This is a genomic window from Streptomyces sp. NBC_00637 (assembly GCF_045161545.1).
Taxonomy (GTDB): Bacteria; Actinomycetota; Actinomycetes; order Streptomycetales; family Streptomycetaceae; genus Streptomyces.
Map to the genome: position 1 here is coordinate 4,313,908 of NZ_CP109046.1, position 24,232 is coordinate 4,338,139.

Sequence of the window (24,232 nt, forward strand, 5' to 3'; positions counted from 1 at the left end):
CGCCTGCGGCGATCTGAGCGGCCGGTGCGGTGCGTCGGCCCACTGGTTTCAAGGTTTCTGGTCGCCTGCGGTGATCGGAGCGGTCCGCCTGTGTCGCGGCTTCGACATCTCTGAACGCCTTCGGGGGAACCCGCGCGGTGTTCGTGGGGTCTTTGGCCGCCTCGGGCGCCCGTGCGGTGCCTGAGGTCGGGGCTAGGCGGGCTGCAGGTTTTCCAGGGCTACGGCGATGCCGTCGTCGTCGTTGGAAGTGGTGACCTCGTCGGCCACGGCCTTCAGTTCCTCGTGGGCGTTGGCCATGGCCACGCCGCGGGACGCCCAGGCGAACATGGGGATGTCGTTGGGCATGTCGCCGAAGGCGATCGTGTCGGCGGCCTTCAGGCCCAGGCGGCGGGCCGCCAGGGACAGGCCCGTGGCCTTGGAGAGGCCCAGGGGGAGCAGCTCCACGATGCCCGCACCGGCCAGCGCGACCGTGACGAAGCCGCCCGCGGCCCTCCGGGCCGCCGCGGCCAGCGCGTCGTCCGACAGCTCGGGGTGCTGGATGTAGAGCTTGCCCAGCGGCTCGGACCAGAGGTCGGACACGTCCGTGAAGGGCTTCGAGGGCAGGGCGCCGGTGAGCGCGTAACCCGGGCCTACCAGCACGTCCCCGTCCAGGCCGCCACGGCTGGCCGCCAGGTACAGCGGTCCGACCTCCGCCTCGATCTTGGCCAGCGCCACCGCGGCCAACTGCCGGTCCAGGGTCACCGAGGTCAGCAGGCGGTGCTCGCCGGCGTCGTAGACCTGGGCGCCCTGGCCGCAGACCGCGAGGCCGTCGTAGCCGAGGTCGTCGAGGATGTGCCGGGTCCACCGGACCCCGCGGCCCGTGACCACGATGTGCGCGGCCCCCGCCGCGGTGGCCGCGGCGAGGGCCTCACGGGTGCGCCGCGAGATCGTGTCGTCGGAGCGCAGCAGCGTCCCGTCGAGGTCGGTCGCGATCAGGCGGTAGGGGAACGCGGCGGTCACTTGGCCACCGGCTCCAGGCTCTCCCGGCCGCCGAGGTACGGGCGCAGCACCTCGGGCACGTACACGGAACCGTCGGCCTGCTGGTGGTTCTCCAGGATCGCGACGATCGTGCGCGGGACGGCGCACAGCGTGCCGTTGAGCGTGGCCAGCGGGCGGACCTGCTTGCCCTCGCGGACGCGGATCGACAGCCGGCGGGACTGGAACTCGGTGCAGTCCGACGTCGAGGTCAGCTCGCGGTACTTGCCCTGCGTCGGGATCCACGCCTCGCAGTCGAACTTGCGGGCGGCCGAGGAGCCGAGGTCACCGGAGGCGACGTCGATGACCCGGAACGGCAGCTCCAGCGCGGACAGCCACTGCTTCTCCCACGCCAGCAGACGCTGGTGCTCGGCCTGCGAGTCCTCGGGCGTGACGTACGAGAACATCTCGACCTTGTCGAACTGGTGGACGCGGAAGATGCCCTTGGTGTCCTTGCCGTGCGAGCCGGCCTCGCGGCGGAAGCAGGGCGAGAAGCCCGCGTAGCGCAGCGGGAGCTTGTCCGCGTCGATGATCTCGTCCATGTGGTACGCGGCGAGGGGGACCTCGGAGGTACCGACCAGGTAGAGGTCGTCCTTGTCGAGGTGGTAGACGTCCTGGGCGGCCTGCCCGAGGAAGCCGGTGCCCGCCATGGACTGGGGGCGGACCAGCGCCGGGGTGAGCATCGGTGTGAAGCCGGCGGCCGTGGCCTGGGCGATCGCCGCGTTGACCAGGGCCAGCTCGAGCAGGGCGCCGACGCCGGTGAGGAAGTAGAAGCGGGAGCCGGAGACCTTCGCGCCGCGCTCGACGTCGATCGCGCCGAGGATCTGACCGAGCTCGAGGTGGTCCTTGGGCTCGAAGCCCTCGGCGCCGAAGTCGCGGATCGTGCCGTGCGTCTCGAGGGTGACGAAGTCCTCCTCGCCGCCCACGGGCACGTCGGGGTGCACGAGGTTGCCGAGGCGCTGGAGGAGCTCCTGGGTCTCGGCGACGGCCGCGTCGCGCTCGGCGTCGGCGGCCTTGACGTCGGCGGCGAGCTGGCTCGCCTTCTTCAGCAGCTCGGCCTTCTCGTCCGGGGAGGCCTTGGGGATGAGCTTGCCGAGCGATCGCTGCTCGGCGCGCAACTCGTCGAAGCGGACGCCGGACGACCTGCGCCGCTCGTCGGCGGACAGGAGGGAGTCGACGAGCGCGACGTCCTCTCCACGGGCACGCTGGGAGGCGCGCGCACGGTCGGGGTCCTCACGAAGCAGGCGAAGGTCAATCACGCGGCCAAGGCTACCCGGGTGGGGTTGCGGCTCACGACACCATTCCGTACCGCGCACGCCCCGTGACGAATAATGGCATACGGTTAGTTATGGGCGAATTGCCCAGCGTGTCAATAAAAGGTGTCTCACTCCCTGGGACGGGGCAAGGGGCGGGCGTCTCGTTGACCCGATTCCCTTGCGGAAGCGGGGACTTGAGAGAGGTGTTGTCCACAGGAGCCCACCCTCCCGAAAGGGTTATCCACAGGGTGTGCGAAAGATCTGTGGACATCGGAATTGATCATTCCGATACCGCCGGGCCGGGTGGGTAATTCCTTGCCCAAACCCTGCCCCCACCCTCTTTCGGGTGGAAATGGGTCGCCTCAAAGGATTCATCGAAGGAGACAGGTGGACGAAGGGTGAACCGGCGGGTGGGAGTCGTGGTGGGGTGCTCTAGGGCGATTTGTCGACTGGATGGCACTTCGTTGTCGACTTGTCCCCAGGTCGAGAAGCGAGCCTGTGGATAACTTCTGTGGATAACGAAGATGTGCAGATAAGACAGGCCGGAAGGGCTCCTAGAACCTGCCGTCCTGGCAGCGCGCCACCCAGTCCGCCGCCGCCACGAACTCCCCGTCGGAGGTCCCGGGCAGCGGAGCGGCCACATCCGCCACGTTCACTTCCGCCCGCGGGTAAGAGCCCAGGAAACGCACCTCACGGCAGATCCGCTTGAGCCCCATGAGGGCCTCGGCCATCCGGCGGTCGGAGATGTGCCCTTCGGCGTCGATGCAGAAGCAGTAGTTCCCGATACCGGCGCCGGTCGGGCGGGACTGGAGCAGCATGAGGTTGACGCCCCGGGTGGCGAACTCGCCCAGCAGGTCGCGCAGGCCACCGGGGTGGTCGTCGCGCTGCCACAGGACGACGGACGTCTTGTCCGCGCCGGTCGGTGCCGCCGGCCGGGCGGGCCTGCCCACCAGCACGAACCGGGTCTGCGCGTTCTCGGCGTCGTGGATTTCGGTCTCCAGGGCGGTGAGCCCGTACCGGGCGGCCGCGAACTCGCCCGCGAAGGCGGCGTCGTAACGGCCTTCCTGGACCAGCCGGGCCGCGTCCGCGTTCGAGGCGGCCGACTCCCAGGCGGCTTCCGGCAGGTTCGCCTTCAGCCAGTTGCGCACCTGCGGCTGCGCGGCAGGATGCGCGGACACCGTCTTGATGTCCGTGAGCTGCGTACCCGGCCGGACCAGCAGCGCGAAGGTGATCGACAGCAGCACCTCGCGGTAGATCATCAGCGGCGTGCCCGCGACCAGCTCGTCCAGGGTCGTGGTGATCCCGCCCTCGACGGAGTTCTCGATCGGCACGAAGGCGGCCTCGGCCTCACCGGTGCGCACCGCGTCCAGCGCCGACTGCACCGACACATACGGGATCAGCTGGCGAGTCGCCGCCTCCGGAAGCGTGCGCAGGGCGACCTCCGTGAAGGTGCCCTCGGGGCCGAGATACGCATAGCTCGCTGGCATGACCTCACCCTAATGGCCCTTGCCTGAGCAGGCGTACGTGTCTCACGACCGCCCCACGCAGGAATGAATCCGCCCGCCGAGGCGTAACTTCCCGCCTCTGCTCGACACACCCGGCCGTCACACCGGCGGGCGTGAGGTCCCCGGATTTCACGCCTCCAGCAGGCGCTGGCCCACGTACTCGCCCTTCGCCGCCCCGCCCGGCACCGCGAACAGGCCGCTCGCCTCGTGGCGGATGTACTTCGACAGGGCGTCGCCGCGGTCCAGCTTGCGCTGCACGGTGACGAAGCCGCGCAGCGGGTCCGCCTGCCAGCAGACGAACAGCAGACCGGCGTCCGGAGTGCCGTCCGGGTCGATGCCGTCGTGGTAGGAGAAGGGCCGCCGCAGCATGGCCGCTCCGCCGTTCTGGTCGGGGCGGGTGATACGGGCGTGCGCGTTGATGGGGACGACCAGATCGCCGTTCGCGTCGGTCTTCTCCAGGTCCATCGGGGTCGTCTCGGTGCCTCCGGACAACGCGGCTCCGTCGGCCTTGCGGCGCCCGATGACCTGCTCCTGCGCCGTGACCGAGAGCTTCTCCCAGTCGTCGAGGAGCATGCGGATACGGCGTACGACGGCGTAGGAGCCGTCGGCCATCCAGGCGGGGTCCTTGGTGCTGTCCGCCGGCACGAAGATGCGCTGGTCGAAGTCCGCGTCGGCCGGCTTGGGATTGCGCGTGCCGTCCATCTGACCCATCAGGTTGCGGGCCGTCATGGGGTGGGCGGTGGCGCCGGGCGTCCGGTTGAAGCCGTTCATCTGCCAGCGGACCTTGGCCGCTCCGCCCGCGTCCTTCTGGATCGCGCGCAGGGCGTGAAAGGCGACCAGGGCGTCGTTCGCGCCGATCTGCACCCAGAGGTCGCCGTTGCTGCGCGTCTTGTCGAGGTGGTCGGAGGAGAAGTCGGGGAGCGGGTCCAGGGCGACCGGGCGCTGCTTCTCCAGGCCGGTGCGGGTGAAGAAGCTGTTGCCGAAGCCGAAGGTGACCGTCAGCGAGGAGGGTCCGGCGTCCCGCGCCACGTCGGTGTCGTCGGAAGCGGTGGCCTCGCCCGCCATCAACCGCCGGGCCGTCTCCGACCAGCGGCGCAGCAACGCGGCGGCCTCCTTGCGGCCCGCCCCGGCCGCGAGGTCGAAGGCGACGAGATGCCCGCGGGCCTGGAGGCCCTGGGTGATCCCCGGCTGATGTTTCACGTGGAACATCGCCTCGCCCGCGCCGATCGACGACAGCGGTGTCGCCTGCGAGGGCGCGGCCGTGTACCCGGCGGCCCCGCCGGCCGCGCCGAGCACGAGCCCGGTGGCACCGGCGGTGCCGAGCAGCCTGCGCCGCGTCAGCCCTTCGGAGACCCCCTCGGGGGAGGAGGGTTCCGACGGGACGACCTGGACACCATCTGATGCTGCCGCCGGTGTACGGGCCTCGGGGAGGGACTGCGGAATGGACTGGTCGGGCATGGTGCGGTTCAGCCGATCTGCGCGTTCTTGGAGACGGTCGTCTGGTCGATGTCGGAGGTCCGCACGGTCACGGAGATCTGCCACTCGCCGGCCACGGGAATCTGCACGCCGTTCGCCGACCAGTGGCCGGTGGTGATGTGGTCGGGGACGACGGGCAGCGGCCCGATGTCCTTGGCCTCGAGGGTGAAGGCGACCTTGACCTCGGGCACGTCGAAGGCCCGGCCGTTGGGCCGGGTCACATAGACGTGCATCTCGTTGGCGCCGGTGCGCGCGGGGTCGAGGTCGACGCTGACCACGCCCTTGCCGTCCGTGCCGCCGGTGTCGAACGACATGTCCAGCGTCAGCGCACCCGAAGCGGAGTCCCCCGCGGAGGACGAGGCCGAGGAGGAGGCCCGGCCGGCCGCGGCGGCGTCCTGCTCGGTGCGACCGGGTTCGGTCGACGTCAGGACGGTGGTGACGGCGAGCACGACGACGGCGACGCCGGCCTCGGCGAGCACCGAGCGGCGCAGCCCGAAGCGGTGGGCGTCGGAGTCCCGCAGCCGCTTCTGCCGGGTCGCGTCGACGGCGGCCTGCTGCCGGGCCAGCTGCGCGGCCCGTTCGGCGCTCGCGGAGCCGGACTCGGCATCGCCGGACGTCTGCTCGGCGGTGTCGCCGGTCCCGGCCGCCGCCGTGACGCCCTCCTGCTTGGATGCGGCCGCGACGCGCTCCTTCCCCGGTGCGGCCGTCACGCGCTCCTTCTCGGGCGCGGACTCGCCTACCGTGCCCTCGGCCCTCGTGTCCGCGAGGCGGGCCGTCCACCGTCGCGAGATCCACGCGACGCCGACGAGCAGCGCCACGAGGCCGATCTTGACGAGCAGCAGCTGGCCGTAGCGGGTGTCGGTGAAGGCGGACCAGGAGCCGAGCTGGCGCCAGGACTGGTAGGTGCCGGTGGCGACCACGACGAGCACGCTGCCGAAGGCCAGCCGGGAGAAGCGGCGCGCGGCGGGCGCCTCGACGGGCCGGTCGGCGGGCGCCCGGTACAAGGCGACGAGGAGTGCGGTGAGGCCGCCGAGCCAGGTCGCGACCGCCAGCAGGTGCAGCACGTCGACCGGCATCGCGATGCCCGGCTGCAGCCCCGTCGAGGCGTGCTCGGCCATGGCCCAGCTCGCCGCGAGGCCGGCGGCCACGACCGTTCCGCCGATGGCGAGCCCGAAGGTCAGGTCCCGCTTCTCCTCGCCCTCGCGCTTGTCGTACGCGCCGAAGAGCACGGCGATGAACAGCGCGGCCGCGGCGAGCAGCAGCAGCCGCGACACCAGGGCCGCGCCGGTCTTGGTCTGGAGGACCTCCCCGAGGAGGTCGAGGTCGAAGACGTCGCCGAAGTTGCCGGAGGTGGTGTAGGAGCCGCGCAGGAGCAGCAGGAACAGGGTGGCCGCGGTCATCGCGACCCAGCCGGAGACGACGAACCGCTGGACGGCCCGCACCCCGGTGCCGCGCTGCCAGCAGGCGAGGACGAAGGCGGCCCCGCCGGTCAGGACGATGAACCCGGCGTACGACACGTACCGGCCGAAGCCGTAGAGCCAGCCGACGACGCCTCCGCCGGCCTCCTGGTCGGACACCGAGACGCTGGTCTCGGAGGGGGAGCCGATGGAGAAGGTGTAGGCGCCGGCGACGGGATGGCTGTCGGCGGACACCACCTGGTAGGTCACCGTGTAGGTGCCGTCGGGCAGCCCCGAGTGCAGGGGGACGGCGTAGGTCGTGCCGCTGACCTCGGACGGTTTGCCGGTGTCGACTCGGGTGCCCTTGGGGTCGAGGACACGCAGCGAGTCGTCGTTCATCGAGACGGTCTCGGAGAAGGTCAGCGTCACCTGCGTGGGCGCCTTGTCGACCACCACCCCCTGCGCGGGGTCGCTGCCGGTCAGCGCGGCGTGCGCGGATGCGGGCCCGGCGCCGGCCAGGAGCGCACCGGTGACCGCCAGGAACAGCAGCACGAGCATCCGGACGCGGGGGGCGATGGTCTGCGTCAAGGTGGTCCCTCCCTCAGTGGCCGGTCTTCGGGTCGTACGTGGCGGACTCCACCGGAATCTCGACCTCGACGGGGTCGGACGCGGCGAAGTGCAGTTCGACGTTCACCGTCCCGCCCTGTACCGGCTTGTTCTTCAGCTTCTCGAACATCAGATGGTTTCCGCCGCTCTTGAACACGAGTTGACCGTGTGCGGGCACGTCCAGGGACGCGACCTCCTCCATCGACGACCCGACGGTCTTGTGGAGGGTGACGCTTCCCGCCGCGGTGCTGGTGACGGAGGTCAGCTCGTCCTTCGCACCGCCCTTGTTGACGATGGTCAGGAAACCGGCGGCCATGGTGTCGGAGACGGGCTGCGGGATGTAGGCGTCCCGGACGGACAGGTCGGCCCGCCCGTCGGAGTCCGACCCGCACCCCGCGAGCAGCAGCGCCCCGGTGATCACGGCGGTCGGTACGGCGAGCAGCCGCGCGGGCCGGGCGGGCTTCACGCGGCTCACGGGTTGGCACCCTTGACGATCTTGGGGAGGTCCTTGGTGTAGTCGTCGACGGTGGCGTCCTCGCCGTACAGCAGGTATCCCGCGTCGGTCTTCGGGGAGAAGGCGACGACCTGGGTGCCGTGGGTGGAGACGATCTTGCCGTTCTTGTCCTTGTGCGGCGCCTCGACGGAGATGCCGACGGTGCGGGCGGCGGCCTGGATGGTCGCGAACTTCCCGGTCAGGCCGACGACCTGCGGGTCGATGCCCTTGAGCCACGTGCCGAGCGCGGCCGGGGTGTCGCGGTCCGGGTCGGTGGTGACGAACACGACGCGCAGTTCGTCCTGCTCGGCCTTGGACAGCTGCTTCTTGGCGACGGCGATGTTGTTCATCGTCAGCGGGCAGACGTCCGGGCAGTTGGTGTAGCCGAAGTAGATCAGCGTCGGGTGGCCCGCGGTCTCCTTGCGGAGGTCGTAGCTCTTGCCCTGGGTGTCGGTGAGGACCAGGGCGGGCTTGGTGAAGGGCTGGTCGAGCACGGTCGCGGCCTGCTGCTTGCCGTCCTCGGAGACGACGGCGACGGGGCTGCTGCCGCTGTCGCCGCTGCCGCAGGCGGAGAGGGTGAGGGTGGCGGCGGCGAGCAGCGCGGCCACGGCGAACGTCTTCTTGCGCATAGAGAAATGTCCCAGATGTGTGAACTCCGGCGCGCACCGGGGTGTACGGGGCAGGTGTACCGGGATGTACGACAGGGCGTACGGCCCCCGGTGCGCACCGTCGAGGAGCAGGCGCCGGGCGGCGGCGGCCGCCCGACGCGGGGGTGGGCTCAGGCCTCGGTCGTGGTCCGACGGCGGCCGGCGAGCACCCCGTACGCCACACCGGCGGCGCCGACGACGATGCCGACCACGCCGAGGACCCGGGCGGTGGTGTCACTGCTGTCGGAGTCGGAGGCCGCCTCGGTCGTCGAGGCGGCCGCCTTGGCGTCGTCGGAGGTCTCGTCGGAGGCGTCCTCGGCGGTCGTGCCGTGGGAGTGTTCGTCCTCGGAGGCGGCGGCCAGGGTGAGCACCGGGGCCGGGTTCTCCGGCTCCTCCGCGCCGTCCTCCTGGACCTCGATCCACCGCACGACCTCCTTGTTGGAGTACGTCTGGATCGCCTTGAAGACGAGTTCGTCGGCGTCCTCGGGGAGCGCGCCCACGGAGACCGGGAACTTCTGGAAGTAGCCGGCCTCGATGCCCTTGCCGGTGGCCGTCCAGGTGATCTTGGAGACGGCCTCGGAGATCTGCTTGCCGTGCAGCTCGATGGGCTTGGCGAGCTTCGACTTGGTGACCGCGATCGTCCAGCCGTTGATCGGCTCCGGCATCGCGGAGGCCAGCGGGTGGTCGGTCGGGAAGGTGACCTCGAGCTTGGTGGTCGAGGCGTTGTCCCGCTCGTTGGGAACCTTGAAGTCGACGACCGCGTAACCGCCCTTGGCGGCGGTGCCCTCGGCGGCGACGCTGACGTGCGCGAAGGCGGGCGAGGACAGGACCAGAACGGCGGAACCGGCGACGGCAGCGGCGGCGGCGACGCGGGAGGCGATACGAGAGGCCTTCATGACAGCGAGCACTCCACTCTGAGTGAATCTGCGGGTGGGAGAGGCGTGGGCAGGGATGTGCGCACGCGCGCGTGCCGCACGACGGCGGCCGTTCCCCCCGATGTGGAGTGCGGGTCGTGTCGCGTCAGGCAGCGAGGACGAGAAGGGATACGGCCGGCGGGCCGCGCCTGATCACCGAGTGCTGGAGTGCGGTCGTCCGGGGTGCGGGCGCCGCAGCGAGCAACGCCGTGCGCGGGACGCGCGGTTGCGCTCCGGGAGCGGCGGGCAGCCCGGCGAGCAGGGCGCGCACCAGCGCGAGCGCCCCGCGCAGGGAGCGGACGAGCGCCGCCTCGGTGACGCCGTGAGCCGACAGCGCGAGCAGCCGCAGCAGGGCGCTGTCACCGCGGCGCAGCAGCCATCCGGCGGCGACGGCCGCGAGGACGTGGCCGAGCAGCATGGGCAGGGACGGCAGCAGGGACATCGAGGTGCCGGCGGTGGTCAGGGCGTCCGCGGGATGATGCGCGGCCCCCATCCCGCTCATGCCGCTCATCCGCGTACCGCCCCCGGCGGCGTGGGTGTCGCCGCCGCTCGTGTAGAGCCGCGCGTCGACGAGGATCCGTCGGGCCTGGGCGGGGCTGATCGCCGCCGCCGTGGCCCCGCACACCAGCCGGGCCGCCCGTTCGACGAGCGTGGCGTCGGACATGGCCGACACCGTGGTCGAGGCGGAGGCGGAGGCGGAGGCGGCGTGCTGGCCGAGTCCGAACAGGGTGTGCAGCACGGTCTGCCCGACCGCGAGGAGCACCGCCATGCCCGGCAGCGACCGTTCGCGTCCGGCGAGCGGCGCCACGACCGCGAGGGCGCCCAGGAATCCCGCGCCCAGCGTCCACAGCGGAACCGTCGCGCAGGAGGCCATGGTGTGCCCGGCCCCGGCCAGCACGACGCAGACCGCGGCGAACACCGCGGCCCGCAGCAGCCGTAGATCGCTGCCGGAGCGCTCGCTGTGGGGGGCAGTCATGGCGGGCTCATCATCGCACTGGCCTTACCGCGGTCATACGGCAGGTCCACAAGATTCCGTACGATGCGGAAGATCAGCTTCTGTAATGACTGGTACGACTGATGGCCCTGAGTCCCACATACACCGATTTCAGGACCGCGGGCATCCCCCATATGGGCGGCATCACGTGGAATTCGCGCTTACACAGGGCCTTGAGGGGGCAATACGTATCGGTATGTCGAGCCGCGGCCTGGAGGCTGGAGCATGAGCATCTGGTGGTCACTCCATCTGCGGCGCGACGCCGCGAGCGTTCCGCTCGCCCGCCGCCTGCTGCTCGGCACCATGGAGACGGCGGGCGTCGATCCCGACGTCAGTTACGACCTTTCCGTCGCCCTGAGCGAGGCCTGTGCCAACGCCGTCGAGCACGGCGGGGGCGCCGCGCGCGGCGGCTGTTCGGAGGCGTACCGCGTCACCGCCTACCTCGACGGTGAGAAGTGCCGCATCGAAGTCGCCGACTCGGGACCGGGTTTCGTCGGTGGGCGCACCCCCCGCGTCGACCGCTCCCTTCCCGGCGACACCTCTCTCGAGCACGGTCGCGGCCTCTATCTCATCCAGGAACTCGCCGACCATGTCCACATCGGCAACAAGCCGGGGCGCAGCGGCGCGGTGGTGAGCTTCGACAAGATCCTCAAGTGGCGCAAGGACGCTCCCCTCATGGCCGTCTGACCGTTTTTCAGGCGCGACAGGAGCGCCCGCTGGAGCGCCCGCCCCGTTCTCGGCGTTTTCTCGGCACTCTCAGGTTCCTCTCAGCGCTCGCTCACGCCACTGACGGGGGCCCTTCCTACGTTCATGTTCATGACGGGAAACCACAAAGACTCCACCCTCACCCGGCGCCGCGCCCTCGCGGTGACCGGCGGCACGGTCGCGGCCGGCGGACTCGCCGTCGCCGGATACCAGTCGGCCTTCGCCGACACGGCCACGGTCACCGCGGCGAGCGCGTCGGCGTCCGCCACCTCGACCTCCACGAGCAGCAGCTGTATGACGCTGATGACGAGCGTCACGGAAGGGCCCTACTACCTCGACGGTGCCTTGGTGCGCAAGGACATCACCGAGGGCAAGAGCGGCGTGCCCCTGACCCTGCGTCTCACCGTCGTCGACGCCACCGACGGCTGCACGCCGGTCTCCGGGGCCGCTGTCGAGATCTGGCACTGCGACGCCTGGGGCTACTACTCCGGCTACACGACGGCCAACCCCGGCGGTTCGGCCCCCGCGGAGAGCGAGGACGGCTCCACCGCCGACGACGACACCTACCTGCGTGGCTATCAGATCGCCAACGCCAACGGGGTCGTCAAGTTCGAGACGATCTTCCCGGGCTGGTACACCCCGCGCACCTGCCACATCCACCTCAAGGTGCACACGGGTGGCCAGAAGGAGGACGGCACCTACGAGGGCGGCAAGGTCAACTACACCGGCCAGCTCTTCTTCCCCGACGACATCGCCGAGGAGATCTTCACCCTGGAGCCCTACGCGAAGCACTCCGGCAGCTACACCACCCTCGACAACGACATGGTCTACGACGGCGGTGGCACCTCCAGCGGTCTGCTGACCCTGAAGGCCGTGCACAAGGCCGACCCCTCCAAGGGCTACAAGGGATCCATCACCCTGGGTGTCGACCCCGACGCCGAGAACACCGGCGCGGGCGGCGGAGGCGGCGGCACGCCCCCGAGCGGCGAAGCCCCGACGGGAACTCCGCCCAGCGACGCCCCGTCGGCGTCCGCCTCCTCGTAGAGTCGGTACATGACAAGCCGCGAGGACGAGGCGCTCGCGCAGGCCGCCGTGGCCGCGCTGACGGGTCAACTGGCCCTGGCCCCCAAGCCGGGCCTGCCCGACCCACGTGACCTGGCCGCCCGCGTCACCCGCAAGGACCACCGCGGGCTGCGCTGGTCGGCGAAGGCGCTCGCACCCGGCCTCGCGGCGATGGCCGCGGCCGCCCGCCGCACCGGCGAACCCACGCCCCGGCTCCGCGCGGAGCTGGGCGCGATCGGGAGGTGCACCGAGCATTCGGTGGGCCTCGCCGGCGGCGGGCACCGGGGTGCGCTGTGGACGCTCGGTCTGCTGGTGGCGGCGGCCGCCCTCGACACCCGCGCGCGGGGCGTCGAGGTCGCCGCGACCGCGAAGCGGATCGCCGCCCACCCCGACCGGGCCGCCCCACGGCGGCCCTCGCGGGGCGCGACGATCTCGGCGACGTACGGCGCGGCCGGCGCCCGCGGCGAGGCGCGCGCCGGTTTCCCGCACGTGCGGCGGGCCCTCGACGCGCTCGCCACGGCCCGCGCGGCCGGCGCGGACGAACCCGAGGCACGACTCGACGCCCTGCTCACCGTCATGTCCACCCTCCAGGACACCGAACTCCTGCACACCGCGGGCCCTCTGGGCTTGCGTCATGTGCAGGCCGGCGCCCGCGGTGTCCTGGAGGCGGGCGGCACGGCGACCCCGGCAGGCCGAGCGGCGCTCGGCGACCTCGACGCCGACCTCCACACACGCGCGTGGAGCCCTCGCGGAAGCGCGGGCCTTCTGGCGGGCGCACTCTTCGTGGACTCCCTGCCGGTGACCGCACCCGGCCACGCGACCTGAGCCGGACGACGCCGGACGACGCCGAAAGCCGACGGAACCCGCCGGAGGGCGCCGGATGGCGACGCAAGATGACGGATGACGGATGACGGGAGACGGCGGCCGCGGTCTCGGGCCACCCAGGGCCACCTCCGGGCGGGTCCGAGGAGGCCATGACGGGCCCCTGGTGGGCTCGGGACCGCGCCGCCCTCAGCTCACCGGGATCAGCGCGCCCCGCGGCTCGGTGGTCCGGCCGGCCTGGGCCCGACGGGCCGCCGGGCCCATCGCGTACGACGCCGCGACCATCGCCGCGCCCAGCAGCAGCCAGCCCGGGGTGCCCCACCCGACCAGCAGCCAGGTCAGGACCAGCGGGCCGAGGGTGCGGGCCACCGTGACACCGGTGCCGAACAAGCCCTGGTACTCGCCCACGCGGTCGGCCGGCGCCAGGTCGAAGGAGAGCTGCCAGGAGCCCGCAGACTGCCCCATCTCCGCGATCACCTGAAGCACCGACCCCAGCACCAGCACGCCCGCCGCCACCCACGGCGAGGCACCCGAGGACAGGGCGAACACCGCGCACGCGGCGCACATCACCCAACCCGCCCGGCGCAGCGCGCGCGTGGCGCTCGCCGGCCCCGTCACGCCCCGCGCCGCCCGCACCTGGAACACCGTCACCACGGCGGTGTTGAGCACGAACAGCGCGGAGACCAGCCAGGCGGGGGCCCCGGTCCGCTCGGTGATCCACAGCGGCAGCACCAGGCTGAGGAGCGGCATCCGCAGCAGCAGCACGGTGTTCAGGAGCGCCACCAGGGCGTACGGCCGGTCCCGCAGCACACCCAGGCCGCTCCCGCGCGGACGGACGGCCGCGGGAGCCACCCGGGGCAGCCGGGCGAGCAGCGACGCGCACACCAGGAAGCTCGCCGCGTCGACCACGAACACCGCGAGATACGCCTCTCGTGTCCCGGCGTGCAGCGCGAGCCCACCGAGCCCGGCGCCGACGGCCAGACCCGCGTTGAGGGTCGCCTGGAGCCGCGCGAGCAGCCCCGTCCGCTCACCGACGGGCACCAGCCCGGCCAGCAGGGCCTGCCGGGCCGCCGCGAGCCCCGACTGGGCTGCCGCGTACCCGCACGCCACGAGCACGAACGGCACGAAGCCGCTCACGAGGGTGAAGGACGCCACCGCGAGCCCGGTCGCGAGGGCCAGCAGCACCGCCGTCCCGCGCGCCCCGCGCCGGTCGGCCAGTCGCCCCAGCGGCACCCCGGCCAGCGAGCCGAACGCCCACCCGAGGGTGAGCCCGAGGCCCACGCGCGCGGGGGCGAGACCGATCACCTGGGTGAAGTAGAGGGCCGACGTCGTGTAGTACGCGCCGTCCCCGACCGAGTTGCTCAACTGCGCGAGAGCGAGCAGCCGCCGTGGGCGAGTCTTCGACATACCGATGACGCTAGAGGCGCAGTGGACCGCCCGACAGCACCAATCACAGGCCGCGAAACTGGTCCAATCCGGGCCCCGGTCCTGTCCGGATCCCGCCCCGACCCTGCCCGCATGCGTCCCGGATCCCTCCCGGATCGTGCCCCGGTCCCTCCCGGATCCCGCCTCCGTCCTGGCCGATTCGCCGGCCCGGGTCCGATCAGGCCCGGCCCAGGATCTTCGCCAGCGCGTCCAGCGCCTCCGGATACAGCCGCTCCCGGGGCGTCCCGTACCCCACGACCAGGCCCTGGGGACGTCCCGCGCCGGGTGTGTGCCAGTGCTCGCCGAGACGGCCCACCGCGAGGCCCTCCGCGTCCGCGCGCGCCAGCACCTCCGCCTCGTCGTCGACCTCCACCAGGGCGTGCAGCCCGGCCGCGATCCCGCGTACACCCCGGCGCGCGCCCACCCGTTCGAGAAGCAGGTCCCTGCGGCGGCGGTAGCGCAACCGGCACGCGCGTACGTGCCGGTCGTAGGCGTGGCTGTGGATCAGCTCGGTGAGCGCGAGCTGTCCGATGGACTCGGTGTGGTGGTCGCTGTGCAGCTTGGCGTCGGCGACCGCGTCCACCAGGTGCGGCGGCAGCACCATCCAGCCGAGCCGCAGCGCGGGCCCGAGCGTCTTGGAGGCGGTGCCGAGATAGACGACCTGCCCCGGTGCCATGCCCTGGAGCGCGCCGACCGGCTGCCGGTCGTAGCGGAACTCCCCGTCGTAGTCGTCCTCGACGATCAGCGCGTCACGCGCGCGTGCCCACTCGGTCAGCGCGCGTCGCCGCCCCGGGTGCAGCGTCACGCCGGTCGGGTACTGGTGCGCGGGCGTGACGACCACGGCCGCGGCGTCGCCCAGTTCATCGACCCGTACCCCGCGCTCGTCCACCGGCACCGGCGTCACGGTCCCGCCGTTGCGTCGTACGACCTCGCGGTGGAAGGGCAGCCCGGGGTCCTCCATCGCGATCCCGCCGCCGCCCAGCACGCGCGTGAGGAGCGCGAGACCCTGCACGTATCCGGACGTGATCACGATCCGCTCGGGCGGCGCGATGACGCCCCGCGCCCGCCCCAGGTACCCCGAGAGGGCGGTGCGCAGCTCGATGCGGCCGCGCGGGTCGCCGTAGTCGTACGCCAGGGAGGGCGCCGTCGCGATGGCCCGGCGCAGCGCGCGCAGCCAGGCCGCGGCCGGGAACGTCCCGACGTCGGGGCTGCCGGGCCGCAGGTCGAAACGCGGCTCACGCGCGCGTGCGGCGGCGCCGAGTGGTTCGGCGGCGTCGGACGGCAGGGCCGCGACCCGGGTGCCCGAGCCCTGCCGCGCCGTCAGATAGCCCTCGGCGACCAGCTGGTCGTAGGCGGCCTTCACCGTGTTGCGTGAGATGCCGGCCTCGGCCGCGAGCCGCCGGGTGGCCGGCAGCCGGCTGCCGGGCGCCAGCCGCCCCTCACGCACGGCGTCCCGCAGAGCCCGTTCCAGCCCCGTCCGCCGCCCTTCGGCGGCATCCGGTTCCAGATGCAGGTCGACTCCGACACCGGACAAGAAGTCGTTCACACGGTCCCCCTGGACAGAAGCGCCCCTGGACAGGCGAATGGCCGGGCACCCACCAGTACCCGGCCATCGGTCGGCGATGTGTCAGCCCTTCAGCGAAGCCATCCACGCCTCGACCTCGTCGGAGCGGCGCGGCAGGCCGTCCGACAGGTTCCGGTTGCCGTCCTGCGTGACGAGGATGTCGTCCTCGATCCGGACGCCGATCCCCCGGTACTCCTCGGGCACCGTCAGGTCGTCGGCCTGGAAGTACAGTCCGGGCTCGACCGTCAGCACCATGCCGGGCTCCAGCGTTCCGTCGACGTACGACTCCACGCGCGCGGCGGCGCAGTCGTGGACGTCCATGCCGAGCATGTGACCGGTGCCGTGCAGCGTCCAGCGGCGCTGGAGACCGAGCTCCAGGACCCGCTCGACCGGCCCCTCGACCAGGCCCCACTCGACGAGCCGTTCGGTCAGCACGCGCTGCGCGGCGTCGTGGAAGTCGCGGTACTTGCCGCCGGGCCTGACGGCCTCGATGCCGGCCTCCTGGGCGTCGTACACGGCGTCGTAGATCTTCTTCTGGATCTCGCTGTAGCGGCCGTTGACCGGCAGCGTGCGCGTGACGTCGGCGGTGTAGTACGTGTGGGTCTCCACGCCCGCGTCGAGCAGCAGCAGATCGCCCGAGCGGACCGGGCCGTCGTTGCGCACCCAGTGCAGCGTGCAGGCGTGCGGTCCGGCGGCGGCGATGGTGCCGTAGCCGATGTCGTTGCCCTCCACCCGCGCGCGCAGGAAGAACGTGCCCTCGATGTAGCGCTCGCTCGTCGCCTCGGCCTTGTCGAGGACCTTCACGACGTCCTCGAAGCCGCGCACCGTCGAGTCGACGGCCTTCTGGAGCTCGCCGATCTCGAAGTCGTCCTTGACGAGTCGGGCCTCCGAGAGGAAGGTGCGCAGTTCCTCGTCGCGCTCGGCGGTGATCTTGTCGGTCAGGGCCGCCTCGATGCCCGCGTCGTGGCCGCGCACGACCCGCACCGGGCCGGTGGCCTCGCGCAGCCGGTCCGCCAGTTCGCGCACGTCGGAGGCCGGGATGCCGTACAGCTTCGCCGCCTCGGTGAGCGAGTGCCGGCGACCGACCCACAGCTCGCCCTGACCGGACAGCCAGAACTCGCCGTTCTCACGGTCGGAGCGCGGCAGCAGGTAGATCGTGGCCTTGTGGCCGTCGGCGACGGGTTCCAGGACGAGGACGCCGTCCTCCGTCTGGTTGCCGGTGAGATACGCGTACTCGACGGAGGCGCGGAAGGCGTATTCCGTGTCGTTCGAGCGGGTCTTCAGGTTGCCCGCGGGGATCACCAGGCGCTCGCCGGGGAAGCGCGCGGAGAGCGCGGCGCGGCGGGCGGCCGTCTCGGCGGCCTGGGCGATCGGCTCCAGGTCACGCAGCTCCGTGTCGGCCCAGCCGGACTTCATGCTCTCGGCCAGCTCGTCGGAGACGCCTGGGTACAGGCCGTTCTTCCGCTGCTTGATGGGCTCCTCGGACTCAGTCTCCGGGCCCGCTGCGGTAGCAGCTTCATCCGGCACTGCCGGGGTGAGCTCGTCGGCCACGGTCATCCTCCTTGATACGGCACTGGACCCCCTCCATCGTACGGACGTACGTAAGGGGGTCCAGGCCGGATGCACCTGTTACCGGGCCGGTCACCCGATGTCACCGCCGCGCTACTCGAAGCGGGCCGCCAGCAGCACCACGTCCTCGTCGCCGTCCCGCTCGGCCGCTCCGTCGGGCAGCAGCGTGCGCAGTACGTGGTCGGCGATCGCGCCGGGGTCGTGCCGCAGCGGCTTCGGGATCCCGGCGGCGGCCGCGTGCAGCCGGGCGAAGGCGCGGTCGGTGGGGTCGCCGGTGCGGCGCAGCAGACCGTCCGTGTAGAGCAGAACCGTCTCGCCGGGCTCGGCCTCCAGTTCGACGCTCGGCGCCTCCCAGCAGGCCAGCATGCCCAGCGGGGCGGAGACGGACGTCTCGACGAACTCCGTGCGCCGTTCGCCGACCAGCAGCGGCGGACAGTGCCCGGCGCCGGCCAGAGTGATCTTGCGCAGGGCGGGTTCGCAGTAGGCGAACAGGGCGGTGGCGGAGCGGGCGGGCTCGGTCAGCCGCAGCAGCAGCTCCAGGTCGGACAGGACGGCGACGGGGTCCTCGCCCTCCATCACGGCGTATGCCCGCAAGGAGGCCCGCAGCCGGCCCATCGCGGCGACCGCGCTCGGCCCGGACCCGGTGACGGACCCGACGGCGAGGCCCAGCGCGGCGTCCGGCAGCGGCAGCGCGTCGTACCAGTCACCGCCCCCGCGCGGCCCCGTGTGATGCCGGGCGGCGAGCTGGACGCCGGGCACGCGCGGCAGCCGGGAGGGCAGCAGCTCCTCGGCCATCGTCTTCATGCACACGCGCGTGCGTTCGAGTTCCAGGAGCCGCGCCAGGTGCTCGGCGGCGTACCGGACGTAGAGGCCGATCAGGTGGCGCTGACGCTCGTCCGGCTCGGCGGGTTCGTCGTAGAGCCATACGGCCGCGCCCAGGCGTCCCGGCGCGTCGTCCGTCTCCAGGGGCAGTGCGTAGCTGGCGGCGTAGCCGAGGCGGGCGGCCACCTCCCGGTGGCGGGGGTCCATGCCGTCCTCGGCGAACAGGTCGGGCTCGGCGATCTCCCCCTCTCCGCCCGGCAGTCCTTCGAGGATGCGGCCGTAGGACAGGGCGCTGCGCGGCACGGTCTCGATGTGGCCGAGGTCGGCGCGGCCGAGGCCCAGTCCGATCATGGTGTCCGGCCCCAGACCGTCGGCGGGCTCGAGGACGAGAAGACCGCGCCGGGCGCCCACGAGAGCGGCTCCGGCGTGCAGCAATTCCTGGAGGGCCGTCGGCAGGGAGTCCGTGCGGGCGAGGCGTTCGGTGAGTTCGTGGAGGGTGGTGAGGTCGGAGACCCAGCCGGCCAGCCGGTCCGTCAGAAGGGCGCCCGGGCCGGTGGAGCCGGGTGCGCCGGAGGGGGCCGCGGGGACCGTCGCAACGCCCGGGGTGACGGGCGCGGGCGCGACAGTGTGTGCGGGTGAGGGAACCGTTGAATCGATTCCAGCCACTTTCGGAGGGTGAGGGGCGTTCATGGTGTCCGGCTCTCGGACCGGAGCGTATTGCTCAAAAGCATCGCAAACCCCCATGTCATTCTGCGCCGCTAGCGGTGTCTCCACATGTACACGCACTCGTGAGGGGATGTCCAGCATTGTCCTGTTGGGATTGCTGGTGTCCGTGGGGTCTTTGGGAGAATCGGGCACAGTTCTTCCGGCTCCCTTGCGGAATTGTAAAGTTGGCTTAAAAATGCCTCGGGTAACGGGCGATTGCGGTCGACTGGGCTTGCTCCACGGAGCGTCACAGCGGTCGTGATGGGTACGTACTCGGTAGGGACCAGGTGTCGTCGGGAGCTCGTTGGGAGCCTTCCGGAACCTGGTGACCGGCCCGGGCGTCATAGTCATCGACGACCGTGCCCCATCCTCCCGTGGCGGAGGCGGAGAGAAATACGCGCGACGTTAAACGCCAGACTTCGCCACCCCACGCCACGCCCAGGCATTAGATGGATGCAAGTCGGACGGAGTGGCCGCGGAAGCAGCCACCGCTCGACCCTGAGGGGTTCCCCCTGTCTCGTACAGGGGTGTGATGCGCCAACAGGTACGCACAGTGAAGTGATCGACACATGATGTGATGTGGCCCACGGTGTTGCCAGCGGTGCAACGGAAAGGAACGAGCGCTCATGCGCGAGATCCTCGGAAAGCGACGCAGGCTCCTGTCCCAGTCCAGCGACAGCGGACCTGAGTTGATCGACTCGGCCCTGACCTTCGCGACGGAATGGCAGTGGCCCGTCCTCCCGGGCGTGACGGCGGACCCGCAGGGGCGTTCCCGCTGCGGCTGTCCCGACCCGGAGTGCACGGTCCCCGGTGCTCACCCCTTCGACCCCGGCCTTCTCGCGGCCACCACCGAAGCGCGCATGGTGCGCTGGTGGTGGACCAACCGGCCGACCGCACCGATCATCCTGGCCACCGGGGGTACGGCTCCCTGCGCGGTCAGCCTCCCCGCCCTCGCGGCCTCGCGCGCGCTCGTGGCGCTCGACCGGCAGGGCATCCGCCTCGGCCCGGTCGTGGCCTCGCCCACCCGCTGGTCGTTCCTCGTCCGGCCCTACACGATGGAGCAGCTGGGTGAGCTGCTCTACGCCAAGGACTTCGTGCCCGGCTCCCTGCGGTTCCACGGCGAGGGCGGCTACATCGCCCTGCCTCCGTCCGAGACGGGCCGCGGCGACATCCGGTGGGAGCGCGCGCCGCTCCCCGGTTCGGCCTCGCCCTGGGTGCCCGACGTCGAGGCCGTGGTGGACGCCGTCGTCGACGCCCTCACTCGTACGGGTGTGAGCGCGCCCGAGTTGTAGGGGTGTCGGGCGCGCGCCGGACAGGACACCGGCGTTCGCCCTCTATCTTCCGCTACATGAACCTTCGTCTCCTCGCCCTCGGGGGCGCCGTGGCAGGCGCGATCGCGCTGCCTCTGGCCATGGCGTCCGCGGGGCCGGCCGGCGACGAAGGGCGTACGGCCGACGCCGTCGACGTGTCCGACGCACGCGCGACCGGCGGTACGGATCCGAAGGCGCCGCCCGTCGCGCCCTCCCGGTCCCCGCTGCTGCTCGGCCTGGGGCTGGCCACCGCCGCCCGCTGCGGCCCCGAACTCACCTCCCCCGACGGCGTGGAGGCGCAGACCTGCGTGCTGTCCCAGGGCGAGGACAGCTGGGCGCGCACCTACTACCGCAACGCCACCGGACGCGCCCTGGACGCTTTCCTGAGCCTCATGGGGCCCGAGGGGCGCACCGTGCGGACGCGCTGCGCGGTGGGCGCCGAGGACGAGCCGGAATCCTGCGAGACACCGCATGAACGGACCCGCGGCGAACTGGCGGCGTACACAGCGATCGCGGAATTCGCGCGAGCGACCGACGACGGGCCACTGCTCCTGCGCTCCGGGAGCAACTCCCGCGCTGATACGGGCAGTTGACGTTCGACCGCAGCCTGTAAACGGCGCCGGGCAGGAAAAAACCCGGTTGCTGACGACGGGGGATGCATCAGCAACCGGGCAACTCGAACGGTAACAAGAGATCTGCTCCAAGCAAATTCGATCTCTTGTTTTCATCGGTATTCCGGACACCGGCGAATCGGCCTTTCTCGCGCCGACTCACCCTGAGCGGGCGGCAGTTGTGAGCGGAGTCACGCCACCCGCCGACGGGCGCGATGCTGACCGGTCGGTCAGTCCGGCCGGGGTCCGTACCCGTGTGTCAGCTGAGCGTCACCTGTCGGTTGGTCAGGCCGCCCCGCGCGCGCCGCTCTTCGGCGGTGAGCGGTGCGTCCGAGGCCAGGGCGGCGGCGAGCCGCTCGGCGAACTCGGTGGCCGGCTTCTCCACGTCGTCCGCCGTGACCGCGCTCGGCAGGTCCCAGACCGGCACCGTCAGACCGTGCGCCCGGAAGGAGCCGACCAGGCGCGTGCCCTCGCCGAGGCTCGAACGGCCCGCCGCGTGCAGCCGCGCGAGGGCGTCCAAAAGCCGCTCCTCCGGGTGCGGCATGACCCAGCGCAGGTGGTTCTTGTCCGGCGTCTCGCACCAGTACGCGGCGTCCACTCCGGTCAGCTTCACGGTCGGGATCGCCGCCGCGTTGGCGCGCTCCAGGGAGGCGGCCACCTCCGGCGCGGCGTTCTCCGGGTCCGGGACCCAGAATTCGAAGCCGCTGTGCACAACTGGCTCGAACGCGCCTTCGGCGGCGAGCAGATCCTGCATCCGCGGACCGTCGGCCGGGGCGCGGCGCGCCTGCACCGGAGTGCCGGGGTCCGCCTCCAGCGCCCGCCGCAAGGTGTCGGCCAGGTCGCGGCTGATGTCGCCCGACGGCGTGTCGTTCTGCAGACCGAGCAGCACCGAGCCGTCGTCGCGGCGCAGGGCGGGCCAGGCCATCGGCAGCACGGTGGCGAGCGTGACGGACGGGACGCCCTCGGGCAGACCGTCCTTCAGCGTCAGCTCGACCGTGGCGGCCGGCACCAGCTCGCGCAGCGCCACCCAGTCGCCCTCGCCCGGCAGGCCCTCGAAGGGACGCTGCACCAACTCGGTCACGGCATGTGCGGCGGCCCGGCCGTGACAGGCCTTGTAGCGGCGGCCGCTGCCGCAGGGGCAGGGCTCCCGCGCGCCGACGACCGGGATGTCCGCGTCGGTGGGCTGCGGCCGCTTGGCCTTCGTCTGGGGTCGCTTCTTGGCCATCTGGGTGTCTCCCGGCTACGGCTCGTCTGGTACGGCGGGAGCCTAGCCGTTCGTACGCTCCGTCACGGGAACCTGTGGACGACGCGGGGGCTGTGGACAACGATCACCGCGCCCCGCCCCGCGCGTTTCTCCGGCCCCGTCTCGGGCCCCGGCTCCGGGCCACCCCGGCCGACCTCGACCGCTTCGCACTGCTTCCGAACCGCTTGCGACCGCTTCCGGTCTAGTCCAGGTCGTCGAAGGCGTCCGCGAAGTCCAGGCCGGGCATCGACGCCACCGACGGGGCCGCGACCCGGGACGCGAAGTCGTCGCGCCGGCAGCCCGCGTCCGGGTCGTACACGTCGGCGTGGACGACGACCCACACGGTGACCTCGCCACGGGCGTCGTCCCGCACGCCCCAGTCGTCGGCCAGCGCCGTGATGATGTTGAGTCCGCGGCCACCGTGCGCGGTGACGGAGGGGGTGGCCGGGGCCGGACGGGTCGGACCGCCGCCGTCGGTCACCTCGACCACCAGCCGGCCTCCCGGATCGACGCGCCACGCCGCCCGGACGTCGCCGTCCCCGGCCAGGGCGTCGCCCAGCGGTCTGCCGTGCTTGCACGCGTTGCTCAAAAGTTCGGAAAGGATCAGTACGGCGTCGTCGATGACCGTTTCCGACACCCCGCCCCTGCGCAGCTGATCGCGCATGCGGTGTCGCGCGTTCCCCACGCCCGCCGGGCCATGGGATACGGCCATGCTCGACGACGCGGGCACCTCCTGTGCCACCACCAACGCCACCCCCGAGACCTCCTTCGCCCCACGCCACGGTGTGGATGCCCCATTGGCCTGTACCGGAAACCGGCCAATGCGGCCTCTGCGACGCATTCGGCTTGGTCGAACACGGACCGAACGCGCCGGAGCACTCCCTGTGAGGGGCCTGTCAGTGAGTGGCTGAATTTGGACGGTATGGCTGAGAACGGAGGATGCTGTAACGCCGCTGTGCGGTCAAGAGGTATGGACGGGGTGGACGGGGCTTGTGTGACTTCTGTGACCTCTGTGACCTCTGTGCCGTAACTCGGGCACTCGGCGGCTGGGCAGCGCAGCGGTTCGGCGGCTGAGAAGCTTGGCGGCCCGGCAGCTCAGCGGCCCAGTCGGCGCAGCACCTCGCGCGGGCGGTTGGTGATGATGGCGTCGATGCCCAGCTCGACGCAGAGATCGACGTCCTCCGGCTCGTTCACCGTCCACACGTGCACCTGGTGGCCGGCCGCCTTCAGGCGCTCGATGTACGCCGGATGGTTGCGCACGATCCGGATCGAGGGGCCGGCGATCCCGACCCCCGCGGGCAGCCGCCCGTCGCGCAGCCGGGGCGAGACGAACTGCATGAGGTAGACCGTCGGCACCGTGGGCGCGGCGGCACGCACGCGATGCAGCGAGCGGGCCGAGAAACTCATGATCCGCACCGGGGACTCGGCCGCCGAGGCCGGCGCGTCCAGGCCGAACCGCTTCAGCAGCACCAGCAGCCGCTCCTCCACCTGTCCGGCCCAGCGCGTCGGATGCTTGGTCTCGATGGCCAGTTCCACCCGGCGCCCCGCGTCGGAGACGAGCTCCAGCAGCCGCTCCAGGGTCAGGACGGAGGTCTCCTCGCGGTCCTCGGGCCGGACCTCCCAGTCGGGGTCCTCCACGCGCGCGTGCCAGGCCTCGCGGGCCTCCCGTGTCTTCCAGGAGCCGAAGTCCAGCGCCGAGAGGTCGGCGAGCTCCAGGGCGGAGACCGCCCCGCGGCCGTTGGACGTACGGTTGACGCGACGGTCGTGCACGCAGACGAGATGGCCGTCCGCGGTCAGCCGTACGTCGCATTCGAGGGCGTCCGCACCGTCCTCGATCGCCTTCTTGTACGCGGCCAGGGTGTGCTCGGGGGCCTCCTCGGAAGCCCCGCGGTGGGCGACGACTTGAATGTGGTGCTGCCGTGCGTGGGTCACCGCGTCATGGTGCCATCGGCACCCGGTCGTCTGAGAACCCTCTGAGATGTTTCGATGATGCGCACTTATTGTGCGTAATGACCTATATAAGGAATGGCCAAGGACCCACAGCCACCGCTTATGGTGCTCTGACGGCCCGTGGGAAAAGCTGAGACGTACG

Annotated in this window: 21 protein-coding genes; 5 read left to right on the plus strand and 16 right to left on the minus strand. The window is 71.8% G+C overall.

The window, feature by feature from the left end:
• Positions 1–192: 192 nt before the first annotated feature.
• From OG440_RS18865 to OG440_RS18905, 9 genes are all read right to left on the minus strand, one after another.
• On the minus strand, positions 193–999 hold the full coding sequence (locus tag OG440_RS18865) for an HAD family hydrolase (RefSeq protein WP_406007983.1): 807 nt from the start codon (positions 997–999) through the stop codon (positions 193–195).
• Positions 996–2,273, minus strand: coding sequence for a serine--tRNA ligase (gene serS, locus OG440_RS18870; protein ID WP_406007984.1), 1,278 nt, complete (start codon positions 2,271–2,273; stop codon positions 996–998). The genes OG440_RS18865 and serS overlap by 4 nt, the downstream gene beginning before the upstream one ends.
• 551 nt (positions 2,274–2,824) lie before the next feature.
• Positions 2,825–3,757 carry a prephenate dehydratase gene (gene pheA / locus OG440_RS18875; RefSeq protein WP_406007985.1) on the minus strand — a complete coding sequence of 311 codons (933 nt, stop codon included), beginning with the start codon at positions 3,755–3,757 and terminating at the stop codon, positions 2,825–2,827.
• 147 nt (positions 3,758–3,904) lie between these two features.
• The gene (gene efeB / locus OG440_RS18880; protein ID WP_406007986.1) at positions 3,905–5,233 is read right to left on the minus strand and encodes an iron uptake transporter deferrochelatase/peroxidase subunit; all 1,329 of its coding nucleotides are present in this window, start codon (positions 5,231–5,233) and stop codon (positions 3,905–3,907) included.
• An 8-nt stretch (positions 5,234–5,241) separates the two neighbouring features.
• Positions 5,242–7,236 (minus strand): copper resistance CopC/CopD family protein, encoded by a 1,995-nt coding sequence (locus OG440_RS18885; protein ID WP_406007987.1) that lies wholly within the window; start codon positions 7,234–7,236, stop codon positions 5,242–5,244.
• Positions 7,237–7,249: 13 nt separating this feature from the next.
• Positions 7,250–7,720 (minus strand): copper chaperone PCu(A)C, encoded by a 471-nt coding sequence (locus OG440_RS18890; RefSeq protein WP_406011393.1) that lies wholly within the window; start codon positions 7,718–7,720, stop codon positions 7,250–7,252.
• A 5-nt stretch (positions 7,721–7,725) separates the two neighbouring features.
• The gene (locus OG440_RS18895; protein ID WP_406007988.1) at positions 7,726–8,376 is read right to left on the minus strand and encodes an SCO family protein; all 651 of its coding nucleotides are present in this window, start codon (positions 8,374–8,376) and stop codon (positions 7,726–7,728) included.
• A gap of 149 nt (positions 8,377–8,525) precedes the next feature.
• Positions 8,526–9,290 carry a YcnI family protein gene (locus OG440_RS18900; RefSeq protein WP_406007989.1) on the minus strand — a complete coding sequence of 255 codons (765 nt, stop codon included), beginning with the start codon at positions 9,288–9,290 and terminating at the stop codon, positions 8,526–8,528.
• 124 nt (positions 9,291–9,414) lie between these two features.
• On the minus strand, positions 9,415–10,284 hold the full coding sequence (locus OG440_RS18905) for a hypothetical protein (protein WP_406007990.1): 870 nt from the start codon (positions 10,282–10,284) through the stop codon (positions 9,415–9,417).
• 243 nt (positions 10,285–10,527) lie between these two features.
• Here OG440_RS18905 and OG440_RS18910 point away from each other — a divergent pair, with 243 nt between their 5' ends.
• From OG440_RS18910 to OG440_RS18920, 3 genes are all read left to right on the plus strand, one after another.
• Complete coding sequence (locus OG440_RS18910) at positions 10,528–10,989, plus strand: ATP-binding protein (protein ID WP_406007991.1); 462 nt, start codon at positions 10,528–10,530, stop codon at positions 10,987–10,989.
• Positions 10,990–11,112: 123 nt separating this feature from the next.
• Positions 11,113–12,051: an intradiol ring-cleavage dioxygenase gene (locus OG440_RS18915; RefSeq protein ID WP_406007992.1), complete on the plus strand. Its 939-nt coding sequence runs from the start codon at positions 11,113–11,115 to the stop codon at positions 12,049–12,051.
• 9 nt (positions 12,052–12,060) lie between these two features.
• Entirely contained in the window at positions 12,061–12,894 is an 834-nt protein-coding gene (locus OG440_RS18920) for a triphosphoribosyl-dephospho-CoA synthase (protein WP_406007993.1), read from the plus strand.
• A gap of 186 nt (positions 12,895–13,080) precedes the next feature.
• On the opposite strand, the gene OG440_RS18925 is transcribed toward OG440_RS18920, so the two are convergent.
• The 4 genes from OG440_RS18925 to OG440_RS18940 all read right to left on the minus strand — a co-directional run bounded on the left by OG440_RS18925 (position 13,081) and on the right by OG440_RS18940 (position 19,078).
• Positions 13,081–14,298 (minus strand): MFS transporter, encoded by a 1,218-nt coding sequence (locus OG440_RS18925; RefSeq protein ID WP_406007994.1) that lies wholly within the window; start codon positions 14,296–14,298, stop codon positions 13,081–13,083.
• Between the two features lie 196 nt (positions 14,299–14,494).
• Entirely contained in the window at positions 14,495–15,862 is a 1,368-nt protein-coding gene (locus OG440_RS18930; RefSeq protein WP_406007995.1) for a PLP-dependent aminotransferase family protein, read from the minus strand.
• 81 nt (positions 15,863–15,943) lie between these two features.
• The gene (locus OG440_RS18935; RefSeq protein ID WP_406007996.1) at positions 15,944–17,437 is read right to left on the minus strand and encodes an aminopeptidase P family protein; all 1,494 of its coding nucleotides are present in this window, start codon (positions 17,435–17,437) and stop codon (positions 15,944–15,946) included.
• Positions 17,438–17,542: 105 nt separating this feature from the next.
• Complete coding sequence (locus OG440_RS18940; protein WP_406011394.1) at positions 17,543–19,078, minus strand: SpoIIE family protein phosphatase; 1,536 nt, start codon at positions 19,076–19,078, stop codon at positions 17,543–17,545.
• A 524-nt stretch (positions 19,079–19,602) separates the two neighbouring features.
• Between OG440_RS18940 and OG440_RS18945 the strand changes: the two genes are divergently transcribed.
• Positions 19,603–20,268, plus strand: coding sequence for a bifunctional DNA primase/polymerase (locus OG440_RS18945; protein WP_406007997.1), 666 nt, complete (start codon positions 19,603–19,605; stop codon positions 20,266–20,268).
• A gap of 56 nt (positions 20,269–20,324) precedes the next feature.
• A complete protein-coding gene (locus OG440_RS18950) occupies positions 20,325–20,879 on the plus strand; it encodes a hypothetical protein (RefSeq protein WP_406007998.1) in 555 nt (184 codons plus the stop codon).
• A 277-nt stretch (positions 20,880–21,156) separates the two neighbouring features.
• Here OG440_RS18950 and OG440_RS18955 read toward each other — a convergent pair whose 3' ends face one another.
• From OG440_RS18955 to OG440_RS18965, 3 genes are all read right to left on the minus strand, one after another.
• Positions 21,157–22,122 carry a DUF5926 family protein gene (locus OG440_RS18955; protein WP_406007999.1) on the minus strand — a complete coding sequence of 322 codons (966 nt, stop codon included), beginning with the start codon at positions 22,120–22,122 and terminating at the stop codon, positions 21,157–21,159.
• Positions 22,123–22,342: 220 nt separating this feature from the next.
• The gene (locus tag OG440_RS18960; protein ID WP_406008000.1) at positions 22,343–22,981 is read right to left on the minus strand and encodes an ATP-binding protein; all 639 of its coding nucleotides are present in this window, start codon (positions 22,979–22,981) and stop codon (positions 22,343–22,345) included.
• Positions 22,982–23,235: 254 nt separating this feature from the next.
• A complete protein-coding gene (locus OG440_RS18965) occupies positions 23,236–24,072 on the minus strand; it encodes a glycerophosphodiester phosphodiesterase (protein WP_406008001.1) in 837 nt (278 codons plus the stop codon).
• Between the last annotated feature and the right edge of the window lie 160 nt (positions 24,073–24,232).